At 69.6% G+C, this 20,291-nt stretch carries 20 protein-coding genes and 1 pseudogene; 11 read left to right on the top strand and 10 right to left on the bottom strand.

Annotation, left to right across the window (positions count from 1 at the left end):
• Positions 1-138: 138 nt before the first annotated feature.
• Complete coding sequence (locus QAA18_RS08200; protein WP_279412446.1) at positions 139-723, bottom strand: RNA polymerase sigma factor; 585 nt, start codon at positions 721-723, stop codon at positions 139-141.
• A 107-nt stretch (positions 724-830) separates the two neighbouring features.
• On the opposite strand from QAA18_RS08200, the gene QAA18_RS08195 reads away from it, so the two are divergent.
• Positions 831-1,124 carry an NAD(P) transhydrogenase subunit alpha gene (locus tag QAA18_RS08195; protein WP_279412448.1) on the top strand — a complete coding sequence of 98 codons (294 nt, stop codon included), beginning with the start codon at positions 831-833 and terminating at the stop codon, positions 1,122-1,124.
• The gene (locus tag QAA18_RS08190) at positions 1,121-2,521 is read left to right on the top strand and encodes an NAD(P)(+) transhydrogenase (Re/Si-specific) subunit beta (RefSeq protein ID WP_279412445.1); all 1,401 of its coding nucleotides are present in this window, start codon (positions 1,121-1,123) and stop codon (positions 2,519-2,521) included. The genes QAA18_RS08195 and QAA18_RS08190 overlap by 4 nt, the downstream gene beginning before the upstream one ends.
• On the opposite strand, the gene QAA18_RS08185 is transcribed toward QAA18_RS08190, so the two are convergent.
• Positions 2,487-2,924, bottom strand: a complete 438-nt coding sequence (locus QAA18_RS08185) for a hypothetical protein (protein WP_279412444.1) — start codon at positions 2,922-2,924, stop codon at positions 2,487-2,489. The genes QAA18_RS08190 and QAA18_RS08185 overlap by 35 nt on opposite strands.
• Positions 2,925-2,946: 22 nt before the next feature.
• Here QAA18_RS08185 and sufT point away from each other — a divergent pair, with 22 nt between their 5' ends.
• Together sufT and QAA18_RS08175 are read left to right on the top strand one after the other, a co-directional pair.
• Positions 2,947-3,498 carry a putative Fe-S cluster assembly protein SufT gene (gene sufT, locus QAA18_RS08180; protein WP_279412443.1) on the top strand — a complete coding sequence of 184 codons (552 nt, stop codon included), beginning with the start codon at positions 2,947-2,949 and terminating at the stop codon, positions 3,496-3,498.
• Between the two features lie 283 nt (positions 3,499-3,781).
• A complete protein-coding gene (locus QAA18_RS08175; protein ID WP_279412442.1) occupies positions 3,782-6,307 on the top strand; it encodes a pre-peptidase C-terminal domain-containing protein in 2,526 nt (841 codons plus the stop codon).
• Positions 6,308-6,376: 69 nt separating this feature from the next.
• Here the strand turns inward: QAA18_RS08175 and QAA18_RS08170 are convergent, their stop codons facing one another.
• From QAA18_RS08170 to wrbA, 4 genes are read right to left on the bottom strand one after another with little or no spacing between them, the layout of a single operon-like run.
• Positions 6,377-6,862, bottom strand: coding sequence for an asparaginase domain-containing protein (locus tag QAA18_RS08170; protein ID WP_279412441.1), 486 nt, complete (start codon positions 6,860-6,862; stop codon positions 6,377-6,379).
• 10 nt (positions 6,863-6,872) lie between these two features.
• The gene (locus tag QAA18_RS08165; protein ID WP_279412440.1) at positions 6,873-8,426 is read right to left on the bottom strand and encodes a tetratricopeptide repeat-containing sulfotransferase family protein; all 1,554 of its coding nucleotides are present in this window, start codon (positions 8,424-8,426) and stop codon (positions 6,873-6,875) included.
• 38 nt (positions 8,427-8,464) lie between these two features.
• Positions 8,465-8,815 (bottom strand): DUF2069 domain-containing protein, encoded by a 351-nt coding sequence (locus tag QAA18_RS08160; RefSeq protein ID WP_279412439.1) that lies wholly within the window; start codon positions 8,813-8,815, stop codon positions 8,465-8,467.
• Entirely contained in the window at positions 8,812-9,402 is a 591-nt protein-coding gene (wrbA, locus tag QAA18_RS08155) for an NAD(P)H:quinone oxidoreductase (RefSeq protein WP_279412438.1), read from the bottom strand. Before wrbA ends, QAA18_RS08160 begins: the two co-directional genes overlap by 4 nt.
• A gap of 31 nt (positions 9,403-9,433) precedes the next feature.
• Here wrbA and QAA18_RS08150 point away from each other — a divergent pair, with 31 nt between their 5' ends.
• The 6 genes from QAA18_RS08150 (at position 9,434) to QAA18_RS08125 (ending at position 16,545) form a co-directional block, all read left to right on the top strand.
• Entirely contained in the window at positions 9,434-10,711 is a 1,278-nt protein-coding gene (locus QAA18_RS08150; protein ID WP_279412447.1) for a YihY family inner membrane protein, read from the top strand.
• Positions 10,708-11,262 carry a TlpA disulfide reductase family protein gene (locus QAA18_RS08145; protein WP_279412437.1) on the top strand — a complete coding sequence of 185 codons (555 nt, stop codon included), beginning with the start codon at positions 10,708-10,710 and terminating at the stop codon, positions 11,260-11,262. Before QAA18_RS08150 ends, QAA18_RS08145 begins: the two co-directional genes overlap by 4 nt.
• Positions 11,263-11,360: 98 nt before the next feature.
• Complete coding sequence (locus QAA18_RS08140; protein ID WP_279412436.1) at positions 11,361-11,771, top strand: GntR family transcriptional regulator; 411 nt, start codon at positions 11,361-11,363, stop codon at positions 11,769-11,771.
• Between the two features lie 21 nt (positions 11,772-11,792).
• Positions 11,793-12,707 (top strand): ABC transporter ATP-binding protein, encoded by a 915-nt coding sequence (locus QAA18_RS08135; RefSeq protein WP_279412435.1) that lies wholly within the window; start codon positions 11,793-11,795, stop codon positions 12,705-12,707.
• Positions 12,704-14,488, top strand: coding sequence for a hypothetical protein (locus tag QAA18_RS08130; protein WP_279412434.1), 1,785 nt, complete (start codon positions 12,704-12,706; stop codon positions 14,486-14,488). The genes QAA18_RS08135 and QAA18_RS08130 overlap by 4 nt, the downstream gene beginning before the upstream one ends.
• Positions 14,485-16,545 carry a prolyl oligopeptidase family serine peptidase gene (locus QAA18_RS08125; RefSeq protein WP_279412433.1) on the top strand — a complete coding sequence of 687 codons (2,061 nt, stop codon included), beginning with the start codon at positions 14,485-14,487 and terminating at the stop codon, positions 16,543-16,545. The genes QAA18_RS08130 and QAA18_RS08125 overlap by 4 nt, the downstream gene beginning before the upstream one ends.
• Positions 16,546-16,549: 4 nt before the next feature.
• On the opposite strand, the gene moaB is transcribed toward QAA18_RS08125, so the two are convergent.
• Genes moaB through hemA form a run of 4 tightly spaced genes read right to left on the bottom strand, consistent with a single transcriptional unit; the run spans position 16,550 to position 19,897 of the window.
• Complete coding sequence (gene moaB, locus QAA18_RS08120) at positions 16,550-17,071, bottom strand: molybdenum cofactor biosynthesis protein B (protein WP_279412432.1); 522 nt, start codon at positions 17,069-17,071, stop codon at positions 16,550-16,552.
• Entirely contained in the window at positions 17,068-17,529 is a 462-nt protein-coding gene (locus tag QAA18_RS08115; protein ID WP_279412431.1) for a GNAT family N-acetyltransferase, read from the bottom strand. Before QAA18_RS08115 ends, moaB begins: the two co-directional genes overlap by 4 nt.
• A gap of 26 nt (positions 17,530-17,555) precedes the next feature.
• A complete protein-coding gene (prfA, locus tag QAA18_RS08110; protein WP_279412430.1) occupies positions 17,556-18,638 on the bottom strand; it encodes a peptide chain release factor 1 in 1,083 nt (360 codons plus the stop codon).
• Positions 18,638-19,897, bottom strand: a complete 1,260-nt coding sequence (hemA, locus tag QAA18_RS08105) for a glutamyl-tRNA reductase (protein ID WP_279412429.1) — start codon at positions 19,895-19,897, stop codon at positions 18,638-18,640. The genes prfA and hemA overlap by 1 nt, the downstream gene beginning before the upstream one ends.
• A 69-nt stretch (positions 19,898-19,966) precedes the next feature.
• On the opposite strand from hemA, the pseudogene QAA18_RS08100 reads away from it, so the two are divergent.
• Positions 19,967-20,291: pseudogene (locus QAA18_RS08100) on the top strand (hypothetical protein); the annotation flags it as partial.

Here is a 20,291-nt window from a genome sequence, read left to right as displayed (position 1 = left end):
AGCGGTGCGCATGCCGCGGGCGCGGCGCCGCCACGGCCGCCTGCAGGCGGTTGTGAAGTTGTGCGCGCACGCGCGGCGACAGCGCCTGCAGCGACTGCCCATGCAGGGCGCGGGCCTTGCGGTCGAATTCGAGATCGTTCATTGCCAATCCTCCAGTTGCCGCCGCAGCGCTTCGCGCGCCCGCGACAGGTGGGTCTTTACCGAGCCTTCGCTGCAGCCCATCGCGTGCGCGGTATCGGCCACGTCAAGTTCCTCCAGCACGCGCAGCGTGAACGCCTCGCGCTGGCGTGCCGGCAATGCCGCCAGCGCCTCGCCCAGCCGCGCATGCGCCTCGCGCGCGTCGTGGTGGCGCTGCGGGTCCGGCGCATCGTCGGCCCAGTCGAAACCGGCCTCCTCGTGCGCCGGCGGTGGCGCCATCCAGCGCAGGCGGAAATTGCGCCGCCGCTGCATGTCGATCACCCGGGTACGCAGGATCCGCCAGAACAGCGGCGGCCACTCGCCGCCGGGGCGATCGCGGTAGCCGAGCATCTTCTCCATCGCGTCCTGCACCGCATCCAGCGCATCCTCGCGCTGGCGCAGGCCGAATTCGGCAAAGCGGAACGCGCGCGGGGCGACGCCGGCCAGGAACTGCTCCAGGGTCGCCGGCGTCGTTACGTCCCGGGCCGCCGCATCGGCGGCCGGCGGGGCCTGGTCTTCGTCCGGGGCGCTCACGCGTTGCAGCATACGGTAGGCAAACGCCCGGGGCGCCGCGCGGTTGACAGGCCGCGCTGTCGACAGGGTTATGATGCGGAGGGCACCGGGCCGGAGGGGAATCGATGGGCGATGCGACCGTGGCACAGGGGTTCATGGCCCTGTACGTGTTCATGCTGGCGGCAATTGCCGGGCACGTGATCATTTCGCGGGTGCCGGTGATCCTGCACACCCCGCTGATGTCCGGCTCCAACTTCATCCACGGCATCGTCCTGATCGGCGCCATGGTCGTGCTCGGCCACGCCGACACCCCCCTGGAGAAGGCGATCGGCTTCGTCGCCGTGCTCCTCGGCGCGGGCAACGCGGCGGGCGGCTACGTGGTCACCGAGCGCATGCTCGACATGTTCAAGGCCAGCAAGCCGGGGGCCAAATGATCGGCGCGGCCCAGCTGCACTGGCTGGCCAACGCCAGCTACTTCGTCGCTGCCACCCTGTTCCTGCTCGGCCTGCAGCGCATGGCTTCGCCGAAGACCGCGCGCTCCGGCATCCAGTGGGCCGGGGCGGGCATGCTGCTGGCGACCTTCGCCACGCTGCTGCTGCCGGGCCTGCACAACATCGGGCTGATCGTCCTGGCCACCGTGCTGGGCACCGCCGTTGCCTGGGTCTGGGGCAAGCGGGTGGCCATCACCGACATGCCGCAGATGGTCGCCCTGTTCAACGGCATGGGTGGCGGCAGCGCCGCAGCGATCGGCGGCGTGGAACTGCTGCGCTTCTCGCTCGCCGGGGCGCAACCGCCGGTGCTGACCCTTGTGCTGGGCGTGACCGGCGCACTGATCGGCGCGGTGTCGCTGACCGGCTCGATCATCGCCTGGGCCAAGCTCGATGGACGCATGGACAAGCGCTACACCTTCCCCGGCCAGCAGTGGTTCAACGCGCTGGTCGCGCTGGCCGCCGTCGTCCTTGGCGCGATGGTGGTGCATTCGCTGGGCGTGCCGCTGGTCATCGCGTTCTTCCTGGTCGCGCTGGCGCTGGGCGTGCTGATGACGTTGCCGATCGGCGGCGCCGACATGCCGGTGGTGATCTCGCTGTACAACGCGCTGACCGGCCTGGCCGTCGCCTTCGAAGGCTACGTGCTCGGCAACCAGGCGCTGATCGTGGCCGGCATGATGGTCGGCGCGGCCGGTATGCTGCTGACGCGCCTGATGGCCAAGGCCATGAACCGCTCGATCCGCAACGTGCTGTTCTCCGACTTCGGCGCCAGCGCCGGCGGCGGCCAGGAGATCGGCGGCAGCCAGAAGCCGATCGAGGCCGGCGACGTGGCGGCGATGATGGCCTACGCCGAGCGCGTGGTGATCGTGCCCGGCTACGGCATGGCCGTGGCCCAGGCCCAGCACAAGATCTGGGAGCTGGCGCAGCGGTTGATCGATCGCGGGGTCAAGGTGAAGTTCGCGATCCATCCGGTCGCCGGGCGCATGCCCGGGCACATGAACGTGCTGCTGGCCGAAGCCGGCGTGCCCTACGACCTGATCGCCGACATGGACGACATCAACCCGGAGTTCCCGAACACCGACGTGTCCCTGGTGATCGGCGCCAACGACGTGGTCAACCCGGTGGCCAGGACCGATCCCTCGTCGCCGATCTACGGCATGCCGATCCTGGACGTGTCGCAATCGAAGAACACGGTGGTCATCAAACGCGGCCGCGGCACGGGTTTCGCCGGCATCGAGAACGCGCTGTTCTACGCCGACAACACCCGCATGCTCTACGGCGACGGCGCGGAGATGGCCGGGGCGCTGGTCAGCGAGCTGAAGGCACTCGACGGCGGGCACTGAGCAGGGCCGCCAGTACCAGCCCGGCCCCCAGCCAGGCCAGGTCGACCGGCCCGGTCGCCAGTTCCGCCAGCGTCCAGGCATGGTGCAGGCCGAGCTTGAGCGCCGACTCCCAAGGCAGCACCCCGACCGTGCGCGCCAGTTCGGTGGCGATGATCCCCCAGTAGGCGATCACCACGGCCAAGACGGTCGCCAGCACCGCCGCGACCAGGCGCCAGGCACCGGCCGGCGCGCGGGCCAGCCGCAGCAGCACGGCCGCGTCGACGGCGGCCACCACGGCCATCCAGGCGCACAGCCGGCCCGTGGACAGGGCGAGCAGGATCCAGGCCGCCGAGCAGCCGAGGCTGCCCAGGGCGAGCAGGGCCGGCGCGAGCCAGCGCGCGCGGCGCACTGCGGATTCGTTCATGGGGCGTAGAATAGCCACCGACATGTATTCCCGCAGCAGTGAACCCGTGCGCTTCGAGCGCGACTGTGCCGCCGTGCTCGTGCCCCAGGGCGATGCCGTGACCCTGCCGGCAGGCACCGTCGGTTACATCACCCAGGCGCTGGGCGGCAGCTACACGGTGTTCGTGGAAGGCAACCTGTTCCGCATCGCGGGGCAGGACGGCGACGCGATCGGCAAGGAACCGGCCGAGCCGCTGGAGCTGCCCGACGACGCTACCGACGACGCGGTCGAGCAGCTGGTCTGGAAACAGCTGCGCACCTGCTTCGACCCGGAAATCCCGATCAACATCGTCGACCTGGGATTGGTCTACGAGGCCACCGTGTCGCACCGCGACGACGGGCAGCGCAAGGTCACGGTGCGGATGACCCTGACCGCGCCTGGTTGCGGCATGGGCGAAATCCTGGTCGATGACGTGACCAGCAAGCTCGAGATGATCCCCACCGTCGCCGATACCGACGTCGAGCTGGTGTTCGATCCGCCGTGGAACCGCAACATGATGTCGGAGGCCGCGCGCCTCGAAACCGGAATGCTCTGACGTCCCGTGCCGAGTTCCCGGGCGTAATCGGTTCCAGAAAATCTGCAATCGATTACACACAAAAAGTGTGAACTACGTCACATTCATGTAAACGGATACTGCTGCAACTGCAGCTTGAACGGATCCTGAACCGTGGAATAGCGTCGATGGGTGCCGCGCCCCCGCGCGTCGCTTCCGGCTGGACCGCCGGAATCCCTGCCTATCGAGGACACCGTCAATGCAATCCAGCAGTCGTGTTCGATCCCTCGCCGTACTCTCGCCCCTGGCATTCGCCATCGCGGCGATGTCCGCGCATGCCGCCGACCGCGTGAACCTGCACCAGCAGGACGCCGCGGCCATGTACAAGCAGTACAAGGCCGCCAGCGCCCGCATCGGCACCCCGGCCCGCGCCAACGACCGCCACGCCGAGTTGCTCGGAATGGACGCACGCTCCGGCCTGCGCCTGCTCAACAGCAAGTCCGACGCGGACGGCACCCGCCACTTCCGCTACCAGCAGACCTACCACGGCATTCCGGTGTTCGGCGAACAGGTGATCGTCAGCGAGCGTGCCGATGGCAGCCTGCGCAACCTGTTCGGCCATCGCATCACCGGCCTGGACGCGGACCTGCCGTCGCTCGTTGCGCGCATCCCGCAGGCCCAGGCGATGGCGCTCGCCCGCCACGCCGCGCTCGGCAACCGCGCCGCGGCCATGGAAGTGTCGCGCGAGAAGGCCGAGAAGGTGATCTTCGTCGACGGCGACCGCAAGGCGCACCTGGCCTACGTGGTCGAAATGTTCGCCGACGCCCCCGGCGGCGGCAGCCCGACCCGTCCGTTCGTCATCGTCGACGCGCGCACCGGTGCGGTGATCGACCAGTGGGACGGCCTGGCCAACGCCGATATCGGCACCGGCCCCGGCGGCAACCAGAAGACCGGCCAGTACGAGTACGGCACGGACTTCGGTTACATGGACGTCAGCCAGTCCGGCAGCACCTGCACGATGAACAACACCAACGTGCGCACGGTGAACCTCAACCACGGCACCAGCGGCTCCACCGCGTACAGCTACACCTGCCCGCGCAATACCGTGAAGTCGATCAACGGCGCGTATTCGCCGCTCAACGACGCCCACTACTTCGGCGGCGTCGTGTTCGACATGTACCAGGCCTACGTCGGTACGCCGCCGCTGAGCTTCCAGCTGCGGATGCGCGTGCACTACAGCAACAACTACGAGAACGCGTTCTGGGACGGCACCGCCATGACCTTCGGCGACGGCGCCAGCACGTTCTATCCCCTGGTCAGCCTCGACGTGTCCGCGCACGAGGTCTCGCACGGTTTCACCGAGCAGAACTCGGGCCTGGTCTACCAGAACCAGTCCGGCGGCATCAATGAAGCGTTCTCCGACATGGCCGGCGAGGCCGCCGAGTACTACATGCACGGCAGCAACGACTTCCTGGTCGGCGCCCAGATCTTCAAGGGCAGCGGCGCGCTGCGCTACATGAACAACCCGCCGCTGGACGGCGCGTCGATCGATAGCGCCGACGACTACTACAGCGGCCTCAACGTCCACTATTCCTCCGGCGTCTACAACAAGGCCTTCTACCTGCTGGCGACCACCAGCGGGTGGGACGTGCCCAAGGCGTTCAAGACCTTCGCCCGCGCCAACAGCGTCTACTGGAGCTCCAACTCCGATTACAACGACGCGGCCTGCGGCGTCGAGGAAGCCGCTTCCGACCTCGGCTACAGCGTGGCCAACGTCACCGCCGCGTTCGCCGCGGTCGACGTCAGCTGCGACGGTGGCGGTGGCGGTGGTGGCGACAGCACCGGTGGTCCGCTCACCAAGGGCGTGCCGATGACGAGCCAGCATGCGGCGACCGGCAACTCGGTGAACTACACCATCGCCGTGCCGTCGGGGGCCAGCGACCTGGTCGTGTCGATCTCGGGCGGCAGCGGCGACGCCGACCTGTACGTCAAGCGCGGCAGCGCGCCGACCGACAGCTCCTACGACTGCCGTCCCTACAAGAGCGGCAACTCCGAGAGCTGCACCTTCGCGTCGCCCACGGCGGGCACCTACTACGTGCGCGTCAAGGCCTACTCGGCGTTCTCGGGCCTGTCGGTCCTGGCCGACTACGAGACCGGCGGTGGCGGCGGTGGCGGCAGCGTGCTCACCAAGGGTGTCCCGGCGACCGGCCTGTCCGCGTCCACCGGCAACGACGTGGTCTACACCATGGTCGTTCCCAGCGGCGCTTCCGACCTCGTGTTCACCTCGTCGGGCGGCACCGGCGATGCCGACATGTACGTCAAGTTCGGCAGCACGCCTACCGACAGCTCCTACGACTGCCGTCCGTACAAGAGCGGCAACTCCGAGAGCTGCACCTACGCCAGCCCGGCAGCCGGTACGTACTACGTCCGCCTGAAGGCGTACTCGAGCTTCTCCGGCGTCAGCCTGGTCGGCGACTACTCCACCGGCGGTGGCGGTGGCGGCGAGCAGACCTACACCAACGGCACCAACTACAACCTGCCGGACAAGGGCGCTGCGATCAACAGCCCGATCTCCGTGTCCGGCCGTAGCGGCAATGCGCCGAACGATGCCGAGGTCCACGTCGAGGTGATCCACACCTACCGCGGCGACGTCCAGATCGACCTGGTCGCCCCGGATGGAAGCAGCTACCGCCTCAAGAACAAGAGCGGCAGCGACAGCGCCAACAACGTCAACGCGACCTACAGCGTCAACCTGTCCAGCGAAGCCCTCAACGGCAGCTGGAAGCTGAAGGTGCAGGACATGTACAGCGGCGACACCGGCTACCTCGATACGTGGAGCATCACGTTCTGAGGAACCCGCGGGACGAACCTTTCCCGGACCCCGGCCTCGCGCCGGGGTTTTTGTTTGCGGGGCAGTGCTTCAGAGCGCTTCGAAGCGGTTGGCCGCCACGTTCTTGCGCACCTTCGCCGGATCCCAGACGCGGCCGTTCATCGCGATGTATACGCCGGGGGGCAGCGACTGGACCGCGCCGACGGCGGTGCCGATGTTGAACTCGGCATCGGAGCCGCGGAAACCGGCCGGATTGAGCGCGCCGGTCAGCACGATGACCTTGTCCGGGATGCTGGCCAGCACCTTCGCGGTCTCGACCATGCTGTCGGTGCCGTGGGTCACGAGCACGTGGCGGGTGTCCTGGGCGGCGATCGTGGCGCGCACCAGCTCGCGATCGGCGGCGTCGATATGCAGCGAATCCTTGCGCAGGATCGGGATGACGTGGAAGCGGAACGCGACCCCGAGTTCCTCGAGGATGCGGCCGATCTGCGGCTCGCCGACCTGGTAGTCCGACTTGTCGTCGAAGTAGACCTTGTCGATGGTGCCGCCGGTGGTGACGATGAGCAGGTGGTCCATGGGCGCCATGTTAAGCCCTGGCCAGCGCATCCCGAAGCGGGTCGAGCAGGGGGCCGTAGCGGCCGCTGCGCGCGGTATCGGATCGCAGCGGTTCGCGCACCTGGGCGGCGCTGGCGGTGCGCACCCCGCGTCCGGCCCGGTGGAAGGCCAGGCAGGCCGGGTCGAACGCCAGGCTGCAGCGGGCGAGCAGGGCGCGGGTCGAGGCTTCCTGCGCAGCCACGAAGTCCTCGTAGCGGAACAGCGCGATCCGTTCCGGGTCGCGGGCGCGCCAGGCATCCATCGCCCGCTCGCAGCCCCGCAGGTAGACGGCGATGTCGTCGAAGTCGCAGGCGAAGTGCGGCAGCTGCATGAACTGCTGGCGATAGCACGACCACGCGGTTTCCATCGGGTCGCGGCGCACCTCGAGTACGGTCGCGCCCGGCAGCATCGCGCGCAGGATGCCGGCGTGCTTCCAGTTCTCCGGCATCTTGTCGGTGAAGCGCGGCCGATGCCGGCGCCAGCGGGCGGTCGCGTCCATGTATTCGCGGCCCAGGCGCTGCCAGTCGGCGGCGCTGGCGCTGCGTATCCACCGCGGGTAGGGCACGCCGCGCCTTTGCGACTCCCGCTGCAGGATCACGCCCAGGTCGGGCAGCTCGCTGCCGCCTTCCACGTCCGGGTGCGCGGCCAGGACCTGTTCGAACAGGGTCGAACCCGAACGCGGCAGGCCGACGATGAAGATCGCTTCCGCACCCAGTCCGGGATCGAGCGGCTCGGGCAGGGAGGCGCTGGCGTCCAGCGCCGCGTCCACGTAATCGAGGAAGGCGCGGGCGCTCCACGGCGCGCGCTGGCGCAGCAATGCATTGGCATCCCGCAGCGCGGAGAAGGCGGCCGCGAAATCGCCCTGGTCCTCGAGCGCGCGCCCGAGCGTGTAACCGATGGCGACGCGGTCGGGATCGCGCAGCTCCGGACGGCGCAACTGCGCCTGCATCGTTTCGATATCCGCGCTTTCCAGCCGCCGCGTACGCAGGTTGGCCAATCCGCGCCAGGCATCCCCGCAGGCCGGGTCGACCTTCAGCGCGGCGCGGTAGCGCACCGCGGCCTCGTCGATGCGCCCCAGGTGCAGCAACGCGTCGCCGAGCAGGATCGTGGCCGGCAGCAGTTCCGGCGCCAGTTCGCAGGCCCGCTGCAGTGGCGCCAGCGCTTCGGCGCCCATGCCGTGCGCCTGCAGGTTGCGGCCGAGGTTGAACCACGGCATCGGCTCGCCTGGCGCGAGCTCGCATGCCCTGCGCCAATCGTCGAACGCGGCCTGTTCCTCGCCGCAGGCCATGCGCGCGCTGGCCAGGTCGTTGTGCAGCATCGCGTCGCCCGGGCTGCGCGCGATGGCGCGCAGGAGCAGCTCGCGCGCCAGGTCGGGGCGGCGACTGCGCAGGTGCAGCACGGCCAGCAGGCGCATGGCTTCGGGATGATCGGGGCTTTCGCCCAGCACTGAATGCAGCATGCGTTGTGCGCCCGCGGGATCGCCGTCGCGGATCGCGCGTGCGGCGGCATGCATGCGTTCGATCGCGCCCGGGGACAATCCGACCATGCGCGGATCGTGTGCGGCGTTCCCGTTCACCGGCGCGTTCAATGCGCCCGACCGCGGCCGAACCGCGCCTGTAGTCCCGGTGCACTGGCCGCGAACACGATCACCAGCGCAAGCGCCGTTTCCAGCAGTGCGAACCAGCGTTCCGAAGGGCGCGACCAGGCGACCATCACGCCGTGCGAGAACCAGGCAAGGGCCAGCAGCCCGGCCCAGAACGCGGCGCGGCGCCCGCCGCGGGGCAAGGCCAGGGCCAGCAGCAACGGCGGCAGCGCGAATACGCCCAGTGCCACCCACTGCGAGTCCAGGACGTACCAGGTCGAATAGAGCAGTACCAGCGCAAGCAGGGCCAGGCGCAACACCCAGCGCGACGTGGGAACGGCGGCGGGGATCATTGCAGCTTCGCCGCGAGCGTGGCGATGCGGCGGCCGAGCGCGCGCGCCAGCACCGATTCGTCGTCGCTGGGCTGCGGATCGTCCTGCAGGCCGGCGACGTGGCTTGCGCCATAGGGCGTGCCGCCGCTGCGCGTGGTGTTGAGCGCCGGTTCGGTGAATGGGATGCCGGCGACCACGCAGCCATGGTGCAGCAACGGCAGCAGCATCGACAGCAGGGTCGACTCCTGGCCCCCATGCATGGTGCTGGTCGAGGTGAACACGCCCGCGGGCTTGCCCACCAGGGTGCCGCTGGCCCATTCGGCGCCGAGCCCGTCGATGAAGTGCTTCAGCGGCGCGGCCATGTTGCCGAAGCGGGTCGGGCTGCCCAGCAGCAGGCCCGCGCACTCGGCCAGGTCGGCACGCTCGACGTAGGGCGCGCCGTCCTCGGGTACCGATGGCGCGGCCACCTGCGTGACCACCGCGACCGGCGGCACCGTGCGCAGCCGCGCCGACATGCCGTCGACTTCGCCGACGCCGCGCGCGACCTGGCGGGCGAGCCTGGCCACCGAACCGCCACGGCTGTAATAGAGGACGAGGATCTCTGCCATGGCGCGAGTGTACCTTTGCTACCCTGCGCCGATGGAGCCGCTGGACTCGATCAACCGCTGGAGCGACCGCCTGCGCGACCGTGCCCGGGCCCGGTCGTTCTTCAATTTCCTGTGGCGCCGCTTCCTCGACGACCGGCTGTTCGAGTCGGCCGGCGCGCTGGCCTACACCACGGTGTTCGCGCTGGTTCCGCTGTCGATGGTGGTGTTCGGCGTGCTCTCGGCCTTCCCGGTGTTCGACCAGTGGACCGACAGGCTCACCGACTACATCTTCATCAACTTCGTGCCGAGCGCGGCACGCAAGGTCCAGGACTACCTGCAGGGTTTCAGCGCCAACACCGGGCAGCTGACCGCCGCCGGCGTGGTCGCGCTGGTGCTGTCGGTGCTGATCACCCTCACCAGCGTCGAGGCCACCTTCAATCGCATCTGGCGGGTGCCGCTGGCGCGGCCGAAGTTCGGCCGCTTCCTGGTGTACTGGACGGTGCTGACCCTGGGTGCGCTGGTCGCCACCGCGAGCCTTGCGCTGTCGACGCAGTTCTTCGCCCTGGCCGTGTTCAAGACCGGGCTCGGCCGGCTGCTCGAGGACACCATGCTGCGGCTGGCGCCGATGCTGATCGAGCTGCTGGCGTTCGCGGCGATCTACCGCGTCGTGCCGCATCGCACGATCAAATGGCGGCACGCAGCGATCGGCGCACTGCTGGCGGTGGTGCTGTTCGAGCTGGTGAAGTGGGGCATCAGCCTCTACATCGGCAGCTTCGGCACCTACCAGAAGATCTACGGTCCGCTGGCGTTCGTTCCGGTGTTCCTGCTGTGGATCTACCTGGGCTGGGTGTCGGTGCTGCTGGGCGCTTCGTTCGCGTCGTCGATGTCGGCGTTCCGTTACCAGCCGGCGGCCATGCGCCTGCCCGAAGGCTTCGAGGTCTACGGCCTGCTGCGCCTGCTCGGGCGCTTTGCCGAAGCCAGGCGCGAGGGCAGGGGCCTGCACAGCGACGAGGTCCTGCAACTCGAACCGCTGCTCACCGATGCCCTGGTCCAGGAACTGCTCGGGCAGCTCGACGCCATCGACCTGGTGGCGCGCGCCGAAACCGGCGAATGGCTGCTGTCGCGCGACCTCGACGACATCACCATGGCCGACCTCTACGAAGCCTGCCGGCTGCGCATCCCGATCGCCGAGGCGCACCTGCCCTGCCACGACGATGCGCTGGGCTGCGCCGCCATCGCGGAGCTCGATGAGTTGCGGCTGCCCTTGCGCGACCTGCTCAAGCGCCGCGTGTCCAATGTCTACGAAGACCTGCCGAGGAATCCCGGATGAGCCGTTCCCTGTTGCTGACGCTGGCCCTGCTTTCGATGGTGGTGCTGCCGATGCTCGCCGCGTGCAAGCCGGAAGCCGGGGCGCCCGCGCCGGAAGCGGCGCCCGCCGCGGAACCCACACCGGCCGCTGCCCCGCCTGCGGCACCCGCGCAAGTCGAATATCCAACGCTCGCGGTGAAAACCATCGATGGCGCCGACTGGACCCTGGCCGCGCATCGCGGCAAGTGGGTGGTGGTGAACTTCTGGGCGACCTGGTGCGCGCCGTGCCGCAAGGAGATGCCGGAGCTGTCGGCACTGGACGCGATGCGCGAGCACATCGAGGTGATCGGGCTTGCGTACGAGGAGAGTACGCCGGAAGCCCTTCAGGCCTTCCTGGAGGATCACCCGGTCGTGTACCCGATTGCGCTGGTCGACGTGTACGACCCGCCGGCCGACTTCGAGACGCCGCGCGGCCTGCCGATGACCTACCTGATCGCGCCGGACGGCAAGGTCGCCAAGCGTTTCCTCGGTCCGGTCACCGCTGCGGAACTCGAGGCCGCCATCACCCTTTAAGGGCGGCCACGCCCGGCCGCCCGGGCCAGCCGGAAAAGGCTTGACACCTGCCATCGTTTCCACTGTACTAGTGCACACAGTACAGATAGGACAGTCTGATGGCCCGTACCCGTGCCCTGATGATCCAGATCGCCACCGGCGATCCGCGCCCGATCGGCAAGCAGATCGTGGACGCGGTGCGGATGAAGATCGCCACTGGCGAACTCGACCCCGGCGACCAGCTGCCCAGCGTCCGTGGCCTGGCCCAGCAACTCACCATCAACCCCAACACCGTGGCCAAGGCCTACGCCGAACTTGCCGCCGAAGGCTGGCTTGAGTCGCGCCAGGGGCTGGGCCTGTACGTCGCGCCGCCGCGCCAGCGCCTGAGCGATGCCGAACGCGAACGGCGCCTGGACGAGGCGATCCAGCGTTTCCTGCACGACGTCATCGCGCTGGATTTCCCGCCTGACGAGGTGCAGGCGCGCCTGCACCACGAATTTCTCGCGCTTGCACCGCGCAAGTCCGCCTGACCCGACAACCGACACCACATCATGACCACCGACCACGTGATCGAAACCGTGGCGCTGAGCAAGCGCTACGGCAACAAACTCGCCCTGGACCACCTCGACCTGTGCATCCCGCGCGGGCGAATCCACGCCATCGTCGGCGCCAACGGTGCCGGCAAGTCGACCCTGTTCCGCGTGCTGCTGGGCTTCCTGCCGCCCACCTCGGGCAGCGCCCGCATCCTGGGCCGCGACAGCCGCACGCTCGGACCGGGCGATCGCGCCCGGATCGGCTTCGTCAACGAGGAACACACGCTGCCGGGATGGATGCGCGTGTCCCAGGTGGCGGCCATGCAGCAGCGCCAGTATCCGCGCTGGAACCAGCAGGCCTACGACGACGTGATCGGCCATTACAACGTCGAGCCGCAGCAGAAGATCGCCCAGCTGTCGCGCGGCGAGCGCGCGGGCTTCAATCTCGCGCTCGCCCTGGCCCAGTCGCCGGAGTTGCTGGTGCTGGACGAGCCCACGCTGGGCCTGGACGTCGTCGCCAAGCGCGCCTTCCTCGAGTCGCTGATGTACAGCAACGCGACGGAACAGTGCACGGTCGTCTACTGCTCGCACCAGATGGAGGAGATCGAGCGGGTCGCCGACAACCTGGTGATCCTGGAGCGCGGCCGGCTGATGCACATGTCGGCGCCGGAGGACTTCACCGCGCGCGTCTCGCTCTGGATCGCCGACATCCCGTTCAAGGGGCCGGACCGGAACACCGTTCCGGGGTTGCTGGAAGCGCAACGCATCGACGGCCTGCACCACTACCTGGTGCTGGACCAGGACGCGGGCTTCGAAGCCTTCCTGCGCGCGGCCGGCGCGCGTTCGGTGCAGTCCATGCCGGTGAGCCTGGATCGCGCCGTGAACGGATTCCTCGCCAAGAACCATGCCGCGCCGACGGAGAGGCTGCAATGACTCTTCTTTTCTCCGCGGAGTTCCTGCGCTTCCGCACATGGGCCATCGTCGCCTTCGTCGTGCACCTGGTCGTGCTCGGTTTCCTGAGCCGCATCGTCGATCTCGCCCAGCAACCGACGGTCGTCTACCAGGTCTTCGGAATGGTCTACATGGTCGCCGGCACGCTGCTGGGCCTGTACCAGATGGGCAGTTACAGGCGGGCCGGACACTGGCTGAGCCTGCTGCACCGGCCGTTGCGGCGCCACGCGATCGCGTTCGCGCTGTGCGCCGCCGGCGGTTGCGTGCTCCTGCTCGCAGTGGCGTTGCCGGTGTTGCTGACCGCTGCCTACCAGGAAGCCTTCACCGCGCGCGTCGTCGACCTGCGCCACTGGTTGCTGCCCCTGGCCTCGTTGCTGCTGGCGTTGTGCGGTTACCTGGCGGGCGCCTATGCGATGCTCGCGCCGCGCCGCTACTCGGTGGCCGTGGTGGTGCTGCCGATGCTGTTCCTGTTCGCGCGCGCCGACGGCACGATGGCACTGGCGTTGCAACTGGTGGTGCTGGCCTACCTGGCGGTGCTGGTCGCGATCGCGTTCAAGCCGGACCTCGACCAGGCGCCGCGGCATCCTGGCGCGGTGGTCGCGACGGCCCTGCCGGTCCAGGTCGGCGCGTACTTCCTGTTGTGGATGCTGGGGATCGGATACGAACTGGCGTGGACCGCCACCGGCACCCACCCGCTGAACAGGCCGGATCCGCCGCGCGGCGGCTATATCGAAGCCAACCGGTCCGAACCCGGGGACAGGATCCTCGCCGGCATCGCCTCCAGCCTGGACCCGGACGCGCCACTCTGGCGCGAGCAAGTCGCACTGTCGGACGTGTACGTGCTCTATCCGATGCGCGATCTGCCGCGTCGCAACCAGCTCACCAAGACCATGCAGCCGCCGGAGTTCGACGCTCCGGAGCGGAGCATCCGCTGGGTGTGCAGCCATGACCGCATGCGATTCGTCGGCGACGGCGTGCTCGACCGGCGCGCCCGCGGCGAACTGGGTGCCGGCATCGCGCAGGATTCATTCCCGGGACCGGCGTTGCCCTATGGCGGCAACATCGTGTTCACCCCGTCGGTGGCGTACCAGTACGACGTCGAGCAGCAGCGGCTGGTCCCGCGTGTCGCCTTGCCGGCCGGCGAGGTGTTCGCCAGCGCGCCCGAGGCCGCCGGCGAGAACCTGGCGGTGATGAGCAACCGCGCGTTGTACTTCTATCCCGGGCGCGAGGCGACCAACACGCTCGACCTGTTGCAGCCGGTGCTTCGGGTGCCGTTGCCGGGGGCCGTCGGGCAACTGGCGAGCGCGGAGTTCGTCGAACTGCTCGACGGCTACCTGGTGTCGTTCACCTTCACCAACGGCGCCTGGTCGGGTGAATCCGAGCCCTACCAGCAGGTGGTGCGGGTCGATGGCGACGGCCGCGTGGAAGAGGTGGCCCGCCGCGCGCTGGCCTACGACCTGCCGCGGGCATACACCATGCGCACCTGGTGGCTGTCGCCCGTACTGCGCGAGTTCGCGCTGGGTGCACGCGAGCTGTTCGCGACACCCAACCCGCTGGACGACGCCCGGATTCCGCTGCCGCCGCGCCACATCGTCATCCTCGCCGCCGTACTGTGCCTGCTGTCGCTGCTCGCTGCGATCCGGGTGAGCGCGCGCCAGGCACATGCGCCGCTTGCGCGCTGGACCTGGGTGCTCGCCTGCGGCGTGATCGGCCTGCCGGCCCTGGCAAGCCTGTGGCTGCTGTACCCGGTACGCGAACGATGAGCGCTCGTGCCTTGGCCCTTTGCGGCATGCTTGCCGGCGCTTTCGCCGCGCACGCCGCAAATATCGATGCGAATGCCGGCGCGGCCTTGCGCGCGGCCGTTGCGATCGAACAGGCGCGCCCTCCGGCGCAAACGCTGCCGCGCGAGGCCTTCCTCGACAGCCGTGCGCTGCAGGTCGTGCGCCTGGCGCCGGACGGACGCCACGTCGCCTGGCTGCGCGATGAAGGGGAATCGCGCAGCCTGTGGCTGCTGCCCACGGCCGGTGGCGCCGCACGCCGCCTGTTGCCGCGCACCGATGCGGACCGCATGTACTGGTCGCAGGACGGGCGTTGGCTGTTCCTGGTGTCGTCGCGTTCGCTCGCGAGCCTTCCCCTGGAAGGTGGCGGCGGCATGCGTGTACCGCTGAACGGCATCGAACGGCGCGGTGTCATGCAGGTCGACGCCTCGCAACCGGCTGCGGTGATCCTGCGCGAGCGGTTGCGCGACGCGGACGGGGAGCGCTGGCGCATCGTGCGCATGGACGCCCGTGGCCAGCGCAGCGTGCTGCGCGAGGATGCGCACTGGATACACGACGTGGTCTTCGACACCGGCGGCCGCCTCGTGGCGCTGTCGCGCTTCGAAGGCGACGGCAACGGCAATGCCATCCATCGTGTCGAACCCGACGGCAGCCTGCGCCTGCTGCGCCGTCTCGAGCCGATGGCGCGCGGCGACCTGCTGGCCGCGATGGACGACGGCAGCCTGCTGCTGCGCGGCAATACCGGCGGCAACCTCACCCGCGTCCTGCGCATGGATGCGGATGGCTTGCTGCATACCGTGCACGCGGATCCGCGCGGCGAGGCCGACCTCGACCAGGTGGTGCTGGATCCGGTGACGCGCGAACCGCTGGTCGCGAGCTACCGCAGCACCGTCGCCGCCACGTACGGCCTGGGGCCGGCACGCGGCGGGGTTGAAGCCATCGTCCGGCATTTCGCGGGGCGCGACGTCGACATCGACATCGGCCGGGGCGCCGATGCCCGGTGGCTGGTGGCCGAGCGCGACAGCAGCCTGCGCGATCCGCACTGGCATCTCTACGATCCGCGCAGCGGCAGCTTCCGCGCCATCGCCGACGATGGCGCCAAGGCGGCCCGTGCCCTGCCGGAAGCGTCGCTGGCGCACAAGATCGCGTTCTCCTATCGCGCGTCGGACGGCATGACGGTGCGCGGCTTCCTGCTGCTGCCGCCGGGCGCCGATCCGGCGAAGGTGCCGCTCGTGGCGCAGGTGCATGGCGGCCCGATCAACCACTTCCGCCCGGGTTACGACGGCGTGGCGCAATTGCTGGCCAACCGCGGATACGCGGTGTTCCAGAGCAACTTCCGCGGTTCCACCGGGCACGGGCGCGACTACATGTTCGCCTCGAACGGCGACTACGGTAACGGACGGGTGCAACGCGACATCGTCGAAGGCGTGCGCTACCTGCTGGCGCAGGGCATCGGCGATCCCGATCGCGTCGGCATCGTCGGCCATTCGTTCGGTGGCTACTCGACGCTGCTGGGCGTGACCTTCGCGCCGGAGCTGTTCAAGGTCGGCGTGGCCGGAGCGCCGCCGGCCGACCTGGGCTGGTCGATGCAATGGCTGCTCGACGCCGGCGACCAGGGCGCGTTGCCGGACCGTTCGCTGCTGGCCTCGCTGCAGGCCTTGCGCATCGATCCCAATGATCCGGACACCCGGGCCAGGCTGCGCGCGCAGTCGCCGATGGCCAACGCCGCGTTGATGCGGCGCCCGCTGCTGCTGATGGCGGGCGGCGCGGATCGCACCGTCGCCATCCGCGAAGTCGTGCACTACGCAGCAAAGCTCGAAACCCTGGACAAGCCGGTCACCCTGTACGTCGAGCCGGGTGGCGGCCATTCGCCGGTGGATCCGCTGCCGCGCGAAGCCTACGCCTACCTGATGGAAGCGATGCTGCATGCGCACCTGGGCGGTGTCGCACCCGCGCCCCCGGGGGCGCGGCTGCGGGCCTGGCTGCGCGCGAACCTGCGCCTGGCCGGCCCGGAGTTCGCGAACCTCGCCAGGGAGCGGTGAACGATCAGCGCTCGCGAAGTCGCGGGCGCAAGGTCGCCAGGTTGCACGGCCGGGTGCGCGCGTCGAGCTGGGCACGGATGATCCTGTCCCACGCCGTGCGGCAGGCCGAAGTGGAGCCGGGCAGCGCGAACAGGAACGTGCCGTTGGCGAGCCCGGCGAATGCGCGCGACTGCAGCGAGGACGTGCCGATCTCCTCGAAGCTGATCGCACGGAACAGTTCGCCGAAGCCGGGCATCTCCTTGTCCAGCAGCGGCAGCAGTGCTTCGGGCGTGGAGTCGCGCCCGGTGAAGCCGGTGCCGCCGTTGACCAGGATGCCGTCGACGGCATCCTCGGCGATCCATTGCGAGACCTGCGCGCGGAGCTGGTACCGGTCGTCGCGGAGCAGGGCGCGGGCATGCAGCCGGTGGCCGGCTTCGCCCAATGCCGAAACCAGGAAGTCGCCGGAAGCATCCTCGGCCAGCGTGCGCGAATCCGACACCGTGAGCACGCACAGCGACAGCGCGGTGAAGTCGCTGCCGGCGCTCACGGCGTCGACCCCTGGGCGATCGCCAGGGAGTACCACTGGGTGTCGTCCTCGTGCCAGCCGGCGGCGCGGTACAGCGCGCGCGCCGGGGCGTTGTCGCGGGTCGTTTCCAGGGCGAGGCCGGCGGCACCGTCGTCGCGTGCGAACGCGGCCGCCGCATCGAGCAGCGCGCGGGCCACGCCGGCGCGGCGCGCGCCTTCGGCCACGAACAGGTCGTTGAGCAGCCAGGTGCGCGCCGTGCGCACCGACGAGAAGATCGGATACAGCTGCGCGAAGCCGACGGTGGATGCGCCACGTTCGGCCAGCATCACCACCGATTCGCCGCGGGCCATGCGCCCGGCGAGGAAGTCGCGCGCACGGACCGGATCCGAGGGCTGCGCGTAGAACACGCGATAGGCGTCGAACAGGGGAACCAGGGCGTCGAGGTCGGCGGCGGAGGCGCGGCGGATGGTCGTTTCCATGCGCACAGTCTATGCCCTGGGCGGCGTCATTCGCGGCCCAGGCGGGCAAGCTCGTCGGCCTGCTGTTCGCGCGACAGGCGCTCGACCAGCGCGTCGAGGTTGCCTTCGAGCACGTTGGGCAGGTCGTACAGGGTCAGGCCTTCCACGCGGTGGTCGGTGATCCGCCCCTGCGGGTAGTTGTAGGTGCGGATGCGCTGGCTGCGATCGCCGCTGCCAACCTGCAGCTTGCGATCCGCCGCCTGCGCCGCGGCGCGCTTGTCCAGCTCGGCCTCGACCAGCATCGCCTTGAGCCGCTTCATCGCCTTGTCGCGGTTGGCGTGCTGGCTGCGTTCGGTCTGCGATTCGACCACCACGCCGCTGGGCACGTGGGTGATGCGGATCGCCGACTCGGTCTTGTTGACGTGCTGGCCGCCGGCGCCGGAGGAACGGAAGGTGTCGACCTTGAGGTCGGCCGGGTGGATCTCGATGGCGACGTCGCTGGTGTCCTCGGCGATGTTCGCCACGGTCGCGGCCGAGGTGTGGATGCGGCCCTGCGAGTCGGTGTCCGGCACGCGTTGCACGCGGTGGGTGCCCGATTCGAACTTCAGCTTCGAATACGCGCCGCGTCCCTCGATGCGGGCGACGATTTCCTTGAAGCCGCCGTGCTCGCCGGGGCTGGCCGACTCGACTTCGACCTTCCAGCGCTGGCGCTCGGCGTAGCGCGAGTACATCCGGAACAGGTCGCCGGCGAAGATCGCGGCCTCGTCGCCGCCCGTGCCGGCGCGCACCTCGAGGTAGACGTTGCCTTCGTCGCGCGGATCCTTCGGCACCAGCTGCGCCATCAGCTCGGCCTCGAGCGCCTCGATCCGCAGGTTGGCGGCCTCGATTTCCTCGTCGGCGAGGGCGCCCAGTTCGGGGTCGTCGCGCATGGCCAGTGCGGCGGCGAGATCGTCGCGCGCACGGGCTTCCTCGGCCAGGGCGACCGCCACCGGTTCCAGTTGCGAGAACTCGCGCGAGAGATCGCGGAAACGCTCGGCGTCGGCCACCGTGCCCGGGTCGGCAAGCAGTCGCTCCAGCTCTTCGCGTCGTTCGGCCAGCAACTCGAGCTTGCGGCGCAGGCTGGGCTGCATCAGTCGTCCTTGTCCGTCGGGGCCGGGAACAGCTTCTCGCTCGCGCGGGCCAGCGCGGCGTCGCCTTCCAGCGCGGCCTGGCGCAGGGCTACGGTCGGTGCGTGCAGCAGGCGGTTGGTGAGGGTGTTGGCGAGGAACTCGAGCACTTCGGCCGGCTCGTGCCCGGCGGCAAGCTGCTGTTGCGCCTTGGCCAGGACCTCGTCGCGGGCGCTTTCGCCATGCGCGCGCAGGCGCTTGACCGGCGCGACCCGCCCGCTGGCCTGCTGGGTCTCGACATAGCGGGCCACCTGCAGGTCGACGATGGCCTCGGCGGCCTCGGCCGCTTCGCGCCGGCTGCGGCGGTTGTCCTCGACCGCGCGTTCGAGGTCGTCGATGGTGTAGAGGAATGCGTCCTTCAGGTCCGCCACGGCCGGTTCGACGTCGCGCGGCACGGCCAGGTCGAGCAGCAGCATCGGCCGGTGCCGGCGTTGCGAGAGCGCGGCTTCGACCTGGGCGCGCCGGATCACCGGGTCGCGGCTGGCGGTGGCGCAGAACACGATGTCGGCTTCGGCCAGGTGCCGCTGCAGCTCGTCCAGCGGCAGCGCCACGCCACCGTGGCGGCTGGCCAGGTCCTGGGCATGGGCGAGGGTGCGGTTGGCGACCAGCAGCCGTTTCACCCTGCTCAGGTGGCGGGCGACCAGTTCGATGGTTTCGCCCGCGCCGACCAGCAGCACCACCGCATCCTCCAGGCGCGCGAACGTGGCCTGTGCCAGGTGCACGGCGGTCGATGCCACCGAGACCGGGTTTGCCCCGATGCGGGTGTCGGTGCGCGCGCGCTTGGCCGCGACGAAGGCCTGCTGGAACAGCCGGTCGAGCTGGCCGCCGAGCGTGCCGGCGCTGCGAGCCGCGGCCCAGGCCTGCTTCACCTGGCCCAGGATCTGCGGTTCGCCCAGCACCAGCGAGTCCAGTCCGGTGGCCACGCGGAACAGGTGGCGGACGGCGTCCGCGTCCTGGTGGCGATAGAGATAGGCGGCCATGTCGTGGCGCCCGGCATCGGCCGGATGGCTGGCCATCCACGCATCCAGCGCGCGTCCGTCGTCCTCGGTCACCGCGTACAGCTCGGTGCGGTTGCAGGTCGACAGCAGCACCACCTCCCGCACCGACGGCAGTTCGCGCAGGCCTTCCAGCGCCGCGGGCAGGGCGTGGTCGGCAAACGCCACCCGTTCGCGCAGTTCCACTGGCGCGGTCTGGTGGTTGATGCCGATTGCAAGGAGCGTCATGTGCCGTGCGCTAAGCTTGGGATACGACAGGGCCGCCATTTTACGGCCCGCCCGCCATGGATGCCCGCAATGCCTTTTCCTCGAATCCTGGCCTTCATCCTGGCGTTGGCGGCGGCACCAGCCCTCGGCGCGCCCCCGGACGCCCGCACCTCCGCCCGCGACGACCTGCTCGAGGCGGCCATCGCCGGCGAATTCGCGCTGCAGGCCGGCAAGCTGGATGAAGCGGCGAAGTGGTACCTGCAGGCCGCCACGGCGGCCGACGGCGACACCGGCCTGGCGCGCCGTGCCGCCAGCATCGCCCTGCTGTCCGGCGACGAAGCCGGCGCGGCGGCCGCCCTTGGCCTGTGGCGCGAGCGCGATCCGGCTTCGCTGGCCCTGCATTCGGCGGAAATGG

The organism is Luteimonas sp. 8-5 (genome assembly GCF_029763755.1).
Taxonomy (GTDB): Bacteria; Pseudomonadota; Gammaproteobacteria; order Xanthomonadales; family Xanthomonadaceae; genus Cognatiluteimonas.
The sequence above is the reverse complement of the archived record's forward strand: the minus strand, read 5'-3'. Positions and strand labels throughout refer to the sequence as shown.